This window comes from Peribacillus sp. NPDC097197, assembly GCF_050278025.1.
Lineage (GTDB): Bacteria > Bacillota > Bacilli > Bacillales > DSM-1321 > Peribacillus.
In genome coordinates, this window is record NZ_JBNNST010000008.1 from 113,128 (window position 1) to 127,978 (window position 14,851).

At 42.7% G+C, this 14,851-nt stretch carries 15 protein-coding genes; 1 reads left to right on the forward strand and 14 read right to left on the reverse strand.

Annotated elements, in window-relative coordinates:
- Positions 1 to 31: 31 nt before the first annotated feature.
- From arsB to ACQKL6_RS12585, 12 genes are all read right to left on the reverse strand, one after another.
- Positions 32 to 1,090, reverse strand: a complete 1,059-nt coding sequence (gene arsB / locus ACQKL6_RS12530) for an ACR3 family arsenite efflux transporter (RefSeq protein ID WP_427651198.1) — start codon at positions 1,088 to 1,090, stop codon at positions 32 to 34.
- 27 nt (positions 1,091 to 1,117) lie between these two features.
- A complete protein-coding gene (locus tag ACQKL6_RS12535; RefSeq protein WP_427651199.1) occupies positions 1,118 to 1,420 on the reverse strand; it encodes an ArsR/SmtB family transcription factor in 303 nt (100 codons plus the stop codon).
- Positions 1,421 to 1,588: 168 nt separating this feature from the next.
- Complete coding sequence (locus tag ACQKL6_RS12540; RefSeq protein ID WP_402990629.1) at positions 1,589 to 3,004, reverse strand: SpoVR family protein; 1,416 nt, start codon at positions 3,002 to 3,004, stop codon at positions 1,589 to 1,591.
- 156 nt (positions 3,005 to 3,160) lie between these two features.
- On the reverse strand, positions 3,161 to 4,237 hold the full coding sequence (locus ACQKL6_RS12545; RefSeq protein WP_427651200.1) for a YkvI family membrane protein: 1,077 nt from the start codon (positions 4,235 to 4,237) through the stop codon (positions 3,161 to 3,163).
- A 126-nt stretch (positions 4,238 to 4,363) separates the two neighbouring features.
- The gene (gene menC, locus ACQKL6_RS12550) at positions 4,364 to 5,473 is read right to left on the reverse strand and encodes an o-succinylbenzoate synthase (RefSeq protein ID WP_407406470.1); all 1,110 of its coding nucleotides are present in this window, start codon (positions 5,471 to 5,473) and stop codon (positions 4,364 to 4,366) included.
- Between the two features lie 15 nt (positions 5,474 to 5,488).
- Positions 5,489 to 6,283: a GNAT family N-acetyltransferase gene (locus tag ACQKL6_RS12555; protein ID WP_403123383.1), complete on the reverse strand. Its 795-nt coding sequence runs from the start codon at positions 6,281 to 6,283 to the stop codon at positions 5,489 to 5,491.
- Positions 6,273 to 7,427 carry a M20 peptidase aminoacylase family protein gene (locus ACQKL6_RS12560; RefSeq protein ID WP_403123381.1) on the reverse strand — a complete coding sequence of 385 codons (1,155 nt, stop codon included), beginning with the start codon at positions 7,425 to 7,427 and terminating at the stop codon, positions 6,273 to 6,275. Before ACQKL6_RS12560 ends, ACQKL6_RS12555 begins: the two co-directional genes overlap by 11 nt.
- Before the next feature lie 13 nt (positions 7,428 to 7,440).
- Positions 7,441 to 8,283, reverse strand: a complete 843-nt coding sequence (locus ACQKL6_RS12565) for a MurR/RpiR family transcriptional regulator (RefSeq protein WP_427651201.1) — start codon at positions 8,281 to 8,283, stop codon at positions 7,441 to 7,443.
- Positions 8,284 to 8,481: 198 nt separating this feature from the next.
- Complete coding sequence (locus ACQKL6_RS12570; protein WP_402867542.1) at positions 8,482 to 9,363, reverse strand: radical SAM/SPASM domain-containing protein; 882 nt, start codon at positions 9,361 to 9,363, stop codon at positions 8,482 to 8,484.
- A 163-nt stretch (positions 9,364 to 9,526) separates the two neighbouring features.
- Positions 9,527 to 10,318: a phosphotransferase gene (locus tag ACQKL6_RS12575; protein WP_427651202.1), complete on the reverse strand. Its 792-nt coding sequence runs from the start codon at positions 10,316 to 10,318 to the stop codon at positions 9,527 to 9,529.
- A 160-nt stretch (positions 10,319 to 10,478) separates the two neighbouring features.
- Entirely contained in the window at positions 10,479 to 10,799 is a 321-nt protein-coding gene (locus ACQKL6_RS12580; protein WP_427651203.1) for a DUF3889 domain-containing protein, read from the reverse strand.
- Between the two features lie 51 nt (positions 10,800 to 10,850).
- Positions 10,851 to 11,819 (reverse strand): M14 family zinc carboxypeptidase, encoded by a 969-nt coding sequence (locus ACQKL6_RS12585; protein WP_427651204.1) that lies wholly within the window; start codon positions 11,817 to 11,819, stop codon positions 10,851 to 10,853.
- 133 nt (positions 11,820 to 11,952) lie between these two features.
- Between ACQKL6_RS12585 and ACQKL6_RS12590 the strand changes: the two genes are divergently transcribed.
- A complete protein-coding gene (locus tag ACQKL6_RS12590) occupies positions 11,953 to 12,201 on the forward strand; it encodes a YhdB family protein (protein WP_402867538.1) in 249 nt (82 codons plus the stop codon).
- 118 nt (positions 12,202 to 12,319) lie between these two features.
- Here ACQKL6_RS12590 and ACQKL6_RS12595 read toward each other — a convergent pair whose 3' ends face one another.
- On the reverse strand, positions 12,320 to 12,847 hold the full coding sequence (locus ACQKL6_RS12595; protein WP_402867537.1) for an NADPH-dependent FMN reductase: 528 nt from the start codon (positions 12,845 to 12,847) through the stop codon (positions 12,320 to 12,322).
- Between the two features lie 182 nt (positions 12,848 to 13,029).
- The gene (locus tag ACQKL6_RS12600; RefSeq protein WP_427592061.1) at positions 13,030 to 14,760 is read right to left on the reverse strand and encodes a phospho-sugar mutase; all 1,731 of its coding nucleotides are present in this window, start codon (positions 14,758 to 14,760) and stop codon (positions 13,030 to 13,032) included.
- Positions 14,761 to 14,851: the final 91 nt, after the last annotated feature.

Here is a 14,851-nt window from a genome sequence, read left to right on the forward strand (position 1 = left end):
GAAGGTTTCCTCCTGTATTGAAAACAAACAGTTATAATTTAATGGTCCGGAAATATTTCTTTTCCCAACGTAGAGCGACATGGACGAGAGCGATCAGTACCGGCACTTCCACGAGTGGTCCAATGACCGCCGCAAACGCCGCGCCGCTATTGATTCCGAATACGGAAACGGCCACCGCAATCGCCAGTTCAAAGTTATTGCTTGCTGCCGTAAAGGAAAGGGAAGCCGTAACCGGATAGGATGCACCCGCCTTTCTTGATGCAAAAAACGATACGGCAAACATGATTAAAAAATAGATGAAAAGCGGTATCGCAATCCGCACTGCATCAAGCGGCAAGGCAATGATGGTGTCCCCTTTTAAAGAGAACATCATGACGATCGTAAACAATAAAGCAAACAATGTTAATGGGGAGATCTTGGGTAAGAACTTATTTTCATACCACTCATTCCCCTTAATTTTCAAGCCAATGAATCGGGTCAACATCCCTGCTACGAATGGAATGCCAAGATATATCATGACGCTTTTCGTGATTTCCCACATCGATATCACGACAGATAGGTTCTCCATGCCGAATACGCCAGGCAACACATTCAAGAAAAAGTAGGCGAATACGGAATAGAATAGGATCTGGAATATCGAGTTGAACGCCACGAGTCCCGCGACATACTCCCTATCTCCTCGCGCCAGATCATTCCATACAATGACCATCGCAATGCAACGGGCCAAGCCAATCATAATCAACCCGGCCATATACTCCGGATAATCGTGTAAAAAGATAATTGCAAGGAAAAACATTAAAACCGGCCCTAACAGCCAGTTTTGAAACAAGGAGAGCAGAAGCACTTTCCAATCTTTGAACACGCGCCACATTTCTTCGTATTTCACTTTTGCAAGCGGTGGATACATCATGACGATTAACCCAATTGCGATTGGTATAGAAGTAGTTCCTACCGAAAAGGTATCTAATACACTTTTGAAATCGGGTACCCATACTGCAATCATGACTCCGACGAACATCGCCACAAATATCCATAGAGTAAGATAGCGATCCAAGAAGGATAATCGCTTTGTTACACTTTTATTTTCCATCCTTTTCTCCCCTAACATGATGAAGAATTAGCATTCCGTTGAACAACATGGAGCCTGGACAGGTTCTAAAGAATCGATGATGGCCTGAATATAGGGCTGTTGAACATCATTTAATCGGAAATGTTTCCATGTTCCCTTTTTTCTTTCTAAAATGATTCCTGCGTCTTTTAATTTTTTCACTTGTTGACTGACTGCTGGCTGGGAAATCTGCAGGATATCCACAAAATCACATACACAAACTTCGCCTTGTTTCAGACATGCCAATAACTTTAATCGGTTCGGGTCGCTCACGGCCTTTAATTGACGAGACATCTCCTCGATTTGGTTCATCTAGTGTCCTCCCACTATACATAATTAAATGCTTATATAATATAATGCTTATGTTATCACGATAGGTTTGACCGTTGCAAGGGTTTTGGCTTGGAGAGATTTTATCAGAGTACTTCTCGAATTGCCTTCATGAAAAAAAACTGCCGATCTCCCGGCAGCCTCCATTCCTTATAAATACTTGCGGTGAATCCCTTTTCCGTCATAAGAAAACATGACTTCTTTGCCTTCCATGACCGATTCCATGTGCACGGGACGTCCCCAGAGCTGGTGGATATAGGGCATGACTTTTTCAAGGTATTTCAGGTCCAGTTCAATGTCCTCGTACCAATGTTTCAAATACAGCTCTCCATTTCGCATATAGTCGCCGTCATTGACCGTGATATACGGGAACCCGCCATTCACCCGCATGCTGACGAGCTGATCGCGCACCTGTTCCCATGCCTTATCAACGATTTTGTAGTCTTTGCCTTGCTTTTGAAATAAGTACATATCCTCCCGCATGACGAGATCTTTGGTCAAATAGTTACGGAGGAAAGAAATATCCGATTCTATTTCCCTGACTTCGAACATTTTTTCCCGGCCCGTTCCTGGCTTGATGCCGAGCTTGAGCATTTCCTCTGTCGGGTTATCATAGCGTTCTTCGATATCTTCAAACACCTTCAGCCCTAGATAATAAGGATTGATGCTCGTTCGTGATGGCTGCACGACTCCCGCATTCAGTTTCGCAAATTCAATCGATTCGCCAGAGGTCAAATCCAGTTCACGCATGATCCTTTGATGCCAGTACGATGCCCAGCCTTCGTTCATGATTTTCGTTTCGAGCTGTGGCCAGAAATAGAGCATTTCCTCTCGGATCATGGTCATGATATCTCTTTGCCAATCGGTTAAATCCCTGCTGTATTGTTCAATGAATAGCATGATATCTTTTTCAGGCCGTGGCGGGAACTTCTTACGCCTTTTAGCGGTCGGATGCTTCTTCACATCTCTGTCTTCGAGATTCCATAAATCATCATACTCCGTCGCTGCCGGCTTGATTTCCTCCTCCTCTTCCTCATCCTCCATCGTCCAGGCAAGCTTCGGCCTCATCAGTGATGGGTCGATATGTTCCTCGATGGCAAGAAGGGCATCAAGGAATGTTTCCACTTCCCGCTTGCCATGCAACACTTCGTATTCCCGGATTCTTTCTGCCGTGGCCGACATGCTTTCTACCATATCCCTCTTGGTGTTCCGGAAACGGACATTATTTTTGAAGAAATCACAATGCGCCAAAACATGCGCCACAATCAATTTGTTTTGCACAAGTGAATTGGAATCCAACAAGAACGCATAACATGGATCAGAGTTAATGACCAATTCATAGATTTTGCTTAATCCGAAATCATATTGCAGCTTCATTTTATGAAATTGTTTCCCGAAGCTCCAATGTGAAAAACGGGTAGGCATTCCATACGCACCAAATGTATAAATGATTTCCGATGGACAAATTTCATAACGCATCGGGTAAAAATCCAATCCGAATCCAGTGGCTATTTCTGTGATTTCACTGATGGCATATTCCAGAGCCTTCTGCTCCGATCCATTCATCTTATATCCCCCTAGTCTTTTGTCTTTAGTCTAATGTATGAAAAAAGGGCGGAAAAATGCTTTGTTCCTTCTTAAAGGGCAATCGTACATAGAAAAAAGACATCCTCCAAAAGGGAAGATGTCAGGAATCAGTAGAACAGGCACTCTTTCTTACTATTACTTGGCTATTTCTGCATGTAATGCCCGTTTTTTCGTTTTTGAGCGAACCCTCGAAATGATAAGAGCTGCAATGATGACAAAACCTAAATATCCTGTAAGAGGATATACCGTACCAACCAATTTAATGAAGCCAACAAAGCTGGCAAGGAAAGCTAACATCCCTACGACGATGACCGAGATTTTAAAATTCTTTGTTTCGGAAGGTACAAGTCTAGCAGTAAATGCGTACAGCATACCAACTGACGTATTATAAATCATGCCTAACAGCACTACGGACAGAATATTTCCCAACCAAGGCGAGATTTCATTTGCTAAATAAAGAGTGGGCATGCTTACTCCCTCAATCGATTTAAGGTCGGACATCATCCCCATATTGATTAGAAGTAATAAAATCCCTAAACCTATCCCGCCTAAAATGCCTCCCATTCCTGCTTCTTTCTTGCTTTTCATTGTGCCTCCCATTACGGCCAGCATCGCGATTCCAGCCGTCATATTATAAGAAACATATAGCAATGAACCCATTAGCCAATTTCCCGTTGCGGCCGTTTCTTTACTGGATGAGGCAATGATTTCACTGAAGCTAAGATTTGATGTAAAGAATGAATAACCCGCAATGACAATCATGATGATGAATAAGAATGGCGTTACGGCACTAATGATCGACATGATTTTATCGACTTTAAGCAAAAGCGTTCCAATGGTGAGGATCGTCATGATCGCGGCACCCACGATACTTGGGATGCCAAATTGTTCTTCGAAAATAGATCCGGAACCTGCAATCATGATCACCGTTACGCCAAATAAGAAAAAGGTAATGATCACATCGACAACCCTGCCTAGATGACGGCCACAAAGGTGATCGATTATGCTTTTATGAGAGCGTGTTTGAAGCGAGCTCCCTAACTCCGTAACTTGCATTCCAAGGAAAGCGAATAATACAGTCGCTACGACAATTCCCAATACACTATAGATTCCAAAGCTCGTGAAAAATTGCAATACTTCTTGTCCTGAAGCAAAACCTGCCCCTATGATGATTCCAATATATGCGCCTGCTAGATTGATACTGTTCTTCATGGAAATCCACTCCAATTTAAAGATAATTCTGACAATTTGGTGCGTAGATAGCTTTTGCCTACCTCACGTTTAAAGCTCCGCCAATCTTCAGTAAGAAAATACCAAAGCTTGGCGGACTCAACCTGCTCAATTTTTGTATCGTTTACTATAGGAGGTAAATTCATCGACAATGGTCGTATCTACTTCGTATCCAATACCTGCCGTCTTTGGCACGGTGATGACCCCATCTTCCACCGTCACTTCCGGTTTAATGATGTCTTTATGCCAATAATTCGCAGAAGCGGCCGTATCGCCAGGCATTGTAAAATTATCAAGTGTGGTCAATGCGATATTATGTGCACGACCGACCCCAGATTCCAACATGCCACCGCACCATACTGGCACGTTTCGCTCTTTACATAAATCATGAATTTTCTTAGCTTCCGTTAAGCCACCCACTCTACCAATCTTGATATTGATGATTTTACAGCTTCCCAAATCCAGCGCCTTTCTGGCATCTTCGACGGAATGTATGCTTTCATCCAAGCAAATCGGTGTTGTGATGCTCGCTTGCAATGTCGCATGATCGACAATATCATCCGATGACAAAGGCTGCTCGATCATCATTAAATCGAATTGATCCAGCTGTTTCAATAATTCGATATCCTTCAAACGGTAAGCCGAGTTTGCATCCGCCATGATCGGTACATCCGGATAATGATTACGTACTTCCCTGATAACATCGACGTCCCAGCCCGGCTGAATCTTTATCTTGATTCGTTTATAACCATCTTTCAGTCCATTCTCGATTTTTTTCAATAAATCTGGAACGGTTTTTTGGATACCGATACTGATGCCGACATCGATTTTATCCAGCTCTCCACCTAGTGCCGTGCTCAGTGGAATGTTCTTTTCTTTCGCGTACAGATCCCAAATAGCTCCTTCGATTGCCGATTTCGCCATATTATTTTTCCTAATATGAGCGAACAGTTCCGCTACTTCACCTGGGTGCTCTATTTCTTTATCAAGCACGAGCGGAATCAGGAAATCCTCCAGCATCGTCCAGTTCGTTTTGATGGTTTCTTCGTTATACCATGGCGCGGCAAAAGCTACAGATTCAGCCCATCCTGATAATCCCGCTTCATTTTTCACCTCTACTAAAATAAACTCTTTATCCACGAATGTACCAAAGCTAGTTGTGAATGGAGCAATCAAATCCATATTCAGATGACGTAAACGCACTTCTTTTATTTTCATGTTTAATTCCCCCACTTATTTCTGTTTTTGTAAGATGTAATGTTGAATGTTGTCCTCTTTGATCCGTTCAATTCCCACTACAGCATATCCCTGGGCAAAGAGGTTTTTGAATATCTCTCTTGTTTTCGAACGCCAATCAATCGCCAACGAAAGATTTTCCTTCTTCATTTTTTGTATCTCCGTTGGTATCGGAATGGCAATGATGTCTGCATATGTATCCAGCCTATATTCCGTGATGACTGGAAAACCTTGTTCATCCTTTTCTACCGTCACTAGTTGTGCCGCTTCACTAGGGAGATTCGCATCTGCCTGCAAATCTTGATTGATCGTCCATTCCACCATGAAGCGATCTGTCGACAGCCCTTCATTAAGTGAGCCTTCAAGCTTTCCGTAGCAATCTTCCATATAGGTACGGCAAACTGCTTTAAGTTTTCCGATATTTAAATTCGCATTCACGCTTTCCAATGGATCGTATGTCCAGCAAATTAAGTCGTAGCCCTTTTTCAGTGCTTCTTCTTTTTGTGCCAATTTAAGCAATCTTCCGTACCCCTTCTTTTGATGTTCCGGGTGGATCGCCAACAAGTGTGAGCAAAGAAAGACCTTTCCATCCTTAAAACCAGGGAAGCTGTATTGAAAGCCCACTAACTGCTCATCGAGGTAACCGCCTATGACAAGCCCCCCGTTTTTAACTGCCGTCAGCGTCTGGTGGGTTGGTATGGAATCCATCCCCCATACAAGCGTCTCCAATTGTTGCACCTCTTGTAACTCTTCTAATGTCGATAATGATTTGATATGTAATTCATGAGTCATGGCGATCCCCTTCTCCATATTTATCGAAAGTAAGAAGGATGGCTTTCGTCAGAATCTCGATCCCCGAAAGCAGCGCTTCTTTATTAAAGGTCATAAGTGGATGATGCAGGCCTGGCGTTAAGCCACAACCCAATCCAAGCATCGTCGCTTTAATGGTCGGTTTCTTCAACGTATAAAAATGAAAATCCTCTCCACCAGTCGTAATGACGGGAGGCACCAAATTTTCTTTACCGAGTGTATCTGTTATGGCTTCTGCCATGATGGCTTGGGCTTGTTCGTCGACATGTGCAGCGGCTACATAGGCACTTGGTTCAAGGGTAATTTCAACGCCATTGGCAATGGCCAGAGCTTGTGCGATTTTCTTCACCTTCATGGTCAATTCCTTCATGACATCATTATCCTGGGCGCGTAAGTCCAGCGAAAAAGTAGCCTTCCCTGGAATGATATTCGAACTTTCCCCGCCTGCAGAAAACTGCGTCATTTTCACGGAATAAGGGATGGAAGGATTAAGATGGATGCTGTTCAACAATGTGATGAAAGAGGCCCCGATCTCGATTGCATTTTGACCTTGATGGGGCCTTGCACCATGTGCATCCGTTCCTAGGATTTCGCCCTTTATGAACTGTGCTGAACCATGAACGATGGCTGGTGCCGCCTGGCCATCGCTCACTTCCTCCGCAGGCCTTACATGCACGCCATACAGAAAATCTATATCATCGACGACTTTTTCCTCAATCATCTTCAAGGCACCCGTTCCTTTTTCTTCTGCAGGCTGAAAAAGGAATTTGAGTTTCCCTTTTGGTTGAAAGTTCATTTCCTTCAATACAAGGAAAACGCCAAGAGCCAGAGTCATATGCCCATCGTGGCCACATGAATGGTTGGCCTGGAATGTGTCATTCACTTCTTGCCATAATGCATCGATATCCGATCGTAGGCCCACCGTGAACCGGCCTTCCCCCATCTCACCAATCACGCCGGTACAGTCGGAAAATCTTGTCACGGTACATTGGTTTTCCGTTAAAATGTCCGCAATGAAGTCTGTTGTCTTCACTTCATTCCAACTCGTTTCTGGATGAGCGTGCAGATGGTCAAATATCTCGATGATCCGTGGTCTTAACTTTACAAGCGATTGTGTTATATCCATTTCCAACTCCCCTTCAGAAGAAAAAATCATCCTGTTTAAATGTGTCGTATTTAGACTTTCTATCTTTGAATCCTTGTTCGTCTTTTATTGAGACACCCGCTACTAAACTATTCAATAAGGAAAATAAAACAGGTGCTGTATCGATGGTCGAAGTCTTCGGCGTTGATACCGGTAATAAGACATCCGCGAAATCTGCAAGAGGGGCAATTTCGGAGTCGGTAATCCCGATCACAAAGGCCCCAGCCTGTTTAGCCATCTCCGTAATTTTCACCGTTTCTTTCACATAACGGTGAAAGGATATCGCTATGAAAACGGAACGTTCCGTCATTTTATCCAATTGTAAAAAGATATCGTCTGTATCCGGCCGGTATAAATGAACATCCTCCTTCACAAGCCTTAGTGTGAACGTCAGCCAATGTGCGGCCGAAAAGGATAAACGATGTCCGGAAATTAAAATACTATCGGCTGACGTAATTTTGTCCACCGCTTTTGTAAAATCCTCATTTGATAGATTATGTATGGTCTTTTTGATGCTCTCGATATCTTGTTCCATCACTTGTGCCATGAAGTTTGGCTCGTTTGCGACTTCGAGTTTAGAAGTATGGTATTCATTCAAGCTACTGCTCTCGAAAATCAGCTGATTGCGAATCAGTTTTTGAAGTTCAGCAAAACCACTTAGCCCTAGCGAATAACAAAAGCGAATGATCGTGGTCTCACTCACGCCAATTTCTTTCCCTAACACTTGAGCTGGACTGACGGCAAATGTATGGGCATGAGTCAACAAGTATTTGGCCACTTTTTTTTGCCCAGTCGTTAATGCCGGGAATATCTCTTTTGCTTTTTGCTGAACATCCATAAAATCCTTCCCTTCAGTAACAAAAATGAATCGTATACTTTTTTTAAATAGATTTGAAGTTCTAACTTCACTGATAATAGAGAACATTCTAACACCCACCTTTCCATAAATCAATAATATTCTGAATATTTTAATAAAATAATCAAAATGAATTCGAAAAAACCCACGAAGAGTATCTCCGTGGGTTACATCTATCTTTTATTTTTTGTGGCGCTTTGCGTAGCCACATCGTTTACAGAGTTCTTCAACGGCGCATCTTCTCGAGAAGCCATCATACATATTCTTCGCCCGTTCGCCATCCAGGATTTCTTCTAGGGATGAATCGAATATATTCCCAAGTGGTATCTTTCCTTCACTATCCAAGCAACAAGGAACCACCGTACCATCCACCAAGATTCCTAGTTGATCTCTCAATGCATAGCAGAAAATATTTTCATCAATGATATCGCGGTCAAGTTCCGGCCACTCGAATTTTTCCGCCATATTGATATAAACCCGATCCTTCAGTTTGATATTATTCTTTTCCTGAAGGGCTTCACTTAAACGAATGTCTAGTGAAAGCTTCTCTTCCAACATCGAAAGAATATCATCATTCAACCCATTACTCGCTTTAAGTTCATCTGAATCCATATTCCATAGTCGTATGGCACAGATCACTTCACTCGTTGCATTTGCCTCATTAATGAAATCCGTTATATTACTTACGTAACTTTCCAGGCTATTGCTCGTATCGTTCGCTTCAAAACTATGAAGGGAAATATTCACCTGACGAAGCGCTTTTTTGGACAGAAGCTTATCCTTCACCTTTTGGATCAGTGTGCCGTTTGTCGTAATATTCACTTTCAAATCATTCTCAGCGCTAATATCCAGGAACGTGCCCAAATCTTTATTCAAAAATGGTTCACCCATTAGATGGAAATATATATGGTCCGTATGTGGTTTTATCTTTTCAATCACGTGCGTAAAACCTTCTGGATTCATAAATTTCAATGTCCTTTGCAAGCTAGAACTCGGACAAAAATTACACTTCAGATTACATATGTTCGTTATTTCGACATATACTTTTTTAAACTTTCTCATTATAATTCCCCTAAAATCTTGCTGTATTTAATCTGTTATTAACTATACTTGTTCCTTCCTTATAAATGCAATGGAAAAATGGATTTCCGAACAAAATGAAGGGAACTTCCACATTTAGAAGCTCCCTTCTTTCTTCCATTAAGTCCCTTTAGAGGACCAGGATTTACGTCCATTCCTTCCTATGCTCAGAAATGAATGTCATTTCGTTTCGGTAATGTTCAAGATGACCTTGCTCCACCATCTTTTGAAAGGCAAGATCACCTTCACTTGCTCTTCTTGTGATTGTCTTACATAATCCTTCTAATCGTAACAGGATCATCTCGATATAATTCTCCGCAATTCCTTCACCGTAAGCATCAAAAAATGATCTAACCCTGTTTTTTATGCGGGAAGCATCGTGAACTGAATGATAATGGACCGTCTCACCCGTCTCAGTAAGATACAATCTGCTTAATGGAACACAAGTGTAAAGCGTATACGCGATGTCCCAAAGTCGTGGTCCAGGTCCAGTCACGTCAAAATCAATAATGCCAATCGGCCGTTCATTTTGAAAAATGATGTTGTACATGGCAAAGTCATTATGGCATAACACCTCCGCTTGCTGTGGGGTATTATCGATTGCTTGCCAATGATCATCCAATGCAAAGTCGCTTACAGCATCATGATAAAGACGGAGCATCTTAGCGATTTCCCGTAAGACATCTTCTGACCACATGTATGTTTGTAGAGGATAATTCCCCGCTTCTCCTTCAATGAAAGATAGAATTTCTCTGCCCTTATCATCGATACCAAGGAATTTAGGGGCATATTCGTAACCTTTTCCCTCCAGGTGCTTTAATAACGCATGAATCCTTTGGCTATTTGGCTTCATTTCCCGTCTGACGGTATCACCTGAACGATATACTTTCGAAACGTTCCCACCTGTTAACTCTTCCTCATTGGAAAGATCGGGCATAGATACACCTCCACTGATCATGCAACTATTCACAGGAAAACTATGTTAATTCTAGTGTATCATAGGTCAGAACCAAAACAATCTAGATATGGATGCATATGCAACTACGGACATAGTAAAAAGCACCTTCGATAAAAAGAAGGTGCTGATTCCTTTGCATTCATTTTCTTTTCTGTTCCATGACCTTCAAGCTCAAAAGCTTTTTATTCTCCAGATCATGCTGGACGGTAACGATGACGTTGAATTCCTTGCCATTTTCCACCACTACGAATACAAAGTCGTCTTCCACTTGTTTATTGCCCAAATTTTTACGGCCTTTATATTGATAGTCGGTCACATCGTCTCCAGGATAATCGGCCTGAACGACAGTGATGGCAATCTTCCCGTATTTCTCATAATCCGGGGTTGCAGCAAGTGGTGCACTTGGAGCCGATTGCGTTAAAATCATGAAACCCATGACCAGCATCAGAAGTTTTTTCATCCCTTTACCTCCCACCATTTCTCACTTATTAGTCTTATTATGTATAACATCTCAATAGTTATTCAATCGATTCGCTTCTTGGACAAGCATCATCCCCACTTGACGGTTCCGGTCCCATTCTTCGGGAAATACGGACAAGGGTGGATTCGTTTCCTCCACTAAATAACTAAGTTCAATGGTCAGCGCCGGCCGCTCGAATTCGGTAATGAACCAATCCGTAAATCCACTGCCTATTGCTTCCTTTTCCGGGATGGTCAGTTCATAACCGGTTAGCTCTGCCGTTTTCTTCGCTATGCCGTAATCCCTTGCCATGTTCTTAGGTTTATTGTGATAGTGCCAAAATATTTCCCGTCCAGACGTATGGTAGGAAACAGCAATAAGGGGGTCGAGCTTCTTCGTGAAGGACACAAGTGCTTTTGCCTCCGATGCCATCAGTGGACGTTTTCCTTTAAAAAACTGATACGTGGGTTGTTTCGCTTCATTGATTATGTCATCCCAACCACTTGGATATTGCCTGTTTAAATCGATGCCATTCGCATTGGCTTTCCACCGGGACCACTCTGTGCTATAGTCGTTCATTTTCCAGACCGCCACTCGCTCCCATACATTTAAGTGAGAGAAATCACCCTGCTGGATCCTGACCCCGTCAGGATTTAACATCGGGATGAACCAGATGCTGACCTCATCCAATAAGTCCGAGGGGATATCACCGATTGGCTCACCTGTTTGATAGGCGGAGGCATAATCTTGTAGCATCTTCATCAGAATCATCGTACTAAGCCATTCCCGTCCATGATGGGCACCAACCATTAAAATCGACTTCTGCCCCCTACCAAGTTTAACGGCCTTTATCGGTTTTCCTTTTTCAGTTTCACCGATTGTTACCGTTTTTAGTTGATACTTTTTTTCCATTTCCAGAAGATCTTTTTCCATTGTTTCCGGTGAATATGGCTGTTCAGAGAATGCGTCTGAAGGATAAAGCAGAAAAAAGATCCACCCAAGCAAAATGATTTTTTTCATGAACTCACCTTTGATTATTATTCAGGTAAAAAACAACAAACGCGGTTTTTCTATATCGCCACTTATTGTAAGGAGAGCATCTGCTCATTCTGTACAAAATACAAATAGCTCCTTAGTAAGGAGGAGAATGATGATGAGGATAGCGGATTATGACCAGGCGTTGTTTCATACACACCGCTCGGATTGGGACAGCCTTTTAGTTTTGATGGTACGAACGAAAGATCACATTCTTTCGAAGAAAATTGAGCATTTTTTACACGCATATCGGTTTGAGCATGATTACCAAATCGTTCAATCTCAGCTGTATGCCCTATTTCGTTATCTCGATCATGCTGCTGAACAGACGAGTGAATATGAATATGTAACGGAAGTTCAACAATAGTTTGTACAAAATGGGAAATATTATGCAAGTTGCTTATCAGGGATTAAACTATGGCTGGTGAAACCCTAATGGAAACAAGGAAGGGGTCAGGTATGATAATACCTGACCCCTTTTTCCATTATTTCTTTATTGTCGCATATGCACTTGCATACATTTTCAATTCATCCATCAAAGCGTCGACAAGCAATGCGGATTCTTCATTCAATCCGTCATTTTCGTAATCGAAGCAGTGCGGATCAAGTACTAGTTGTTTTGGAATCACGTTCGCATAAAGGCTGCGGCCTACCGTTCTCACGGAATTCAACGCGTTGATTCCACCTTTACCTCCGCCTGAAACGGCAAGAAGCGCGACTGGTTTATGTGTAAATTGATCGCTGCTTAGGAAATCCAACGCATTTTTCAAAGCACCACTCATAGAACCGTGATATTCCGGCGTCGTTAAAATGACACCATCCGCTTCTTCGATGCTTGTGCGAAGATCTTGAATCACTTTCAATTGGTATTGCTCGCCTTCCCCGGTATATAAAGGGATTTCACTATTGCTTAAATCGATTAATTCTGCTCCGTATTGTTTAGATATGAAGCGTGAAGCAATCCCTGTACGTCCTTGTTTACGTGGTGAACCATTAATGATGACTAATTTCATGGATATTCCCCTCCTTGGTAAGTTTGAAATGATAGGTCTGAAATATATTTCATCAAAATATCCCATTATCCTCAATCAGTATACCAAAGTCCATGCGTAATTTCCTTGAATTTGAGACATTCCATTTCTATCCAATTTCGGAACAAAGAGCGAAGAACTTGCCTTCGCTCTCCCTTTATTTATTACACCAAAGCTTCTATTTCACTCATGAAATCGTTAATGACGGCGGAAAGCTTATCTTCCGATTCCTGCAGGGAACTTCCTTGGACCCCGAAATAGAATTTGATTTTCGGTTCGGTACCTGAAGGACGGAGGCATACCCACGTTCCATCATCGAGGAAATATTTTAAAACGTTGGATGTCGGAAGTTCAATCACTTCCTCAACAGTCGTTCTCAAATCGTACTTTTTACCGTTCTGATAATCTTCGGCGATGACTACGGGGATACCCCCGATTTGAGTAGGTGGGTTTTGCCTGAATCGATCCAATATTCCTTGGATCTGTTTTGCCCCTTCCATTCCTTTTAGGGTTAATGAACGTAGCCCTTCCAAATAGAATCCGTATTTTTCAAAGACATTCATCAAGCCTTGGTAAAGGGTCAAGCCCTGCTTTTTGTAATAAGCACATACTTCAACAGCAAGAACCGCTGCTTGGATGGCATCTTTATCACGTGCGAAATCCTTGATTAGATAGCCGTAACTTTCTTCATACCCGAACACGAAGCTATGTGCCCCGGTTTTCTGATACTCATTTATTTTCTCGGCAATGAACTTGAAGCCAGTCAGAACATCCACCGTCTCCAACCCGTAGGACTTTGCAATCGTCCTCCCGATTTCCGAAGTCACAATTGTTTTCAAGACCACTCCATTCTGAGGAATCGTCCCTTTTTCCTTTTGCTGACTCAATAAGTAATCCAAGAACAAGGCTCCCGTTTGATTACCAGTTAAAACGACATATTGATTCGCTTCGTTTTTCACGGCAATCCCTAACCGGTCGGCATCAGGGTCCGTTGCAATCAATAGATCGGCTTCCACCTGATTGCCAAGTTCGATGGCCATTTCAAATGCGGCTGGCTCCTCAGGATTAGGAGATTTCACCGTCGAAAAGTCCGGATCGGGCAATTCCTGTTCCTTGACGACATGGACATTGTGATACCCCAGGTCCTTAAGTGCGCGCCTAACCGATTTATTGGCTGTTCCATGAAGAGGGGTGAAGACAAGTGACACATCTATTTCTTCGGCTAATTGCGGATTCTCAGGAACCGTCAAAAGCTGTTGATTATAAGCGATATCCAACTCTTCCCCAATGATCTCGATAAGCCCCTTCTCTTTTAACGCTTCCACTTCTTTAATTTGTATATCAAGTTCACTTTCAATGGCATTCACGTACTGAATGACCTGGTCAGCGGCTTTTGGAGGCAACTGTGCACCATCCGGCCCGTAAACTTTGTATCCGTTATATTCAGGAGGGTTATGGCTTGCTGTAATCACGATTCCAGCAAAGGCATTCAGCTCCCGGACGGCAAACGATAATTCAGGCGTTGGTCGCAGCTCATCGAATAAGTAGGCTTTCACACCGAAAGTCGCCAATGTTTTAGCCGCTTCCAGTGCGAATTCCGGTGACTTGTGCCTCGAATCATAGGCGATGACCGTCCCTCTACTTTTTGCCTCTTCCCCGAATGATGAAATATATTGTGCCAGTCCCACCGTTGCCTTTCGAACCGTATACAGGTTCATCCGGTTCGTTCCAGCTCCAATTTCCCCACGCATGCCACCTGTCCCAAATTCCAAGTTCTTATAAAAGGCATCTTCGAGTTTTGCTTCATCCCGTTGCATTTCCTCGAGCAGGACACGTAATTCCCCATTTAAATTCTGGTAACCTGCCCAAGCGGTGTAGAAAGATTTCCATTCCATCTCCAACATCTCCTCTCAACGCCCATATTTTGAATTTTATGTATTAACCCTAATATAAAATTAACATATTTTTCCCCATAAATGAAGTAAA

Bases quoted from the DNA above. Each gene is read 5' to 3' on its own strand.
- arsB (WP_427651198.1), bottom strand. From the start codon at position 1,090: ATGGAAAATAAAAGTGTAACAAAGCGATTATCCTTCTTGGATCGCTAT.
- ACQKL6_RS12535 (WP_427651199.1), bottom strand. From the start codon at position 1,420: ATGAACCAAATCGAGGAGATGTCTCGTCAATTAAAGGCCGTGAGCGAC.
- ACQKL6_RS12540 (WP_402990629.1), bottom strand. From the start codon at position 3,004: ATGAATGGATCGGAGCAGAAGGCTCTGGAATATGCCATCAGTGAAATC.
- ACQKL6_RS12545 (WP_427651200.1), bottom strand. From the start codon at position 4,237: ATGAAGAACAGTATCAATCTAGCAGGCGCATATATTGGAATCATCATA.
- menC (WP_407406470.1), bottom strand. From the start codon at position 5,473: ATGAAAATAAAAGAAGTGCGTTTACGTCATCTGAATATGGATTTGATT.
- ACQKL6_RS12555 (WP_403123383.1), bottom strand. From the start codon at position 6,283: ATGACTCATGAATTACATATCAAATCATTATCGACATTAGAAGAGTTA.
- ACQKL6_RS12560 (WP_403123381.1), bottom strand. From the start codon at position 7,427: ATGGATATAACACAATCGCTTGTAAAGTTAAGACCACGGATCATCGAG.
- ACQKL6_RS12565 (WP_427651201.1), bottom strand. From the start codon at position 8,283: ATGGATGTTCAGCAAAAAGCAAAAGAGATATTCCCGGCATTAACGACT.
- ACQKL6_RS12570 (WP_402867542.1), bottom strand. From the start codon at position 9,363: ATGAGAAAGTTTAAAAAAGTATATGTCGAAATAACGAACATATGTAAT.
- ACQKL6_RS12575 (WP_427651202.1), bottom strand. From the start codon at position 10,318: ATGCCCGATCTTTCCAATGAGGAAGAGTTAACAGGTGGGAACGTTTCG.
- ACQKL6_RS12580 (WP_427651203.1), bottom strand. From the start codon at position 10,799: ATGAAAAAACTTCTGATGCTGGTCATGGGTTTCATGATTTTAACGCAA.
- ACQKL6_RS12585 (WP_427651204.1), bottom strand. From the start codon at position 11,819: ATGAAAAAAATCATTTTGCTTGGGTGGATCTTTTTTCTGCTTTATCCT.
- ACQKL6_RS12590 (WP_402867538.1), top strand. From the start codon at position 11,953: ATGAGGATAGCGGATTATGACCAGGCGTTGTTTCATACACACCGCTCG.
- ACQKL6_RS12595 (WP_402867537.1), bottom strand. From the start codon at position 12,847: ATGAAATTAGTCATCATTAATGGTTCACCACGTAAACAAGGACGTACA.
- ACQKL6_RS12600 (WP_427592061.1), bottom strand. From the start codon at position 14,760: ATGGAATGGAAATCTTTCTACACCGCTTGGGCAGGTTACCAGAATTTA.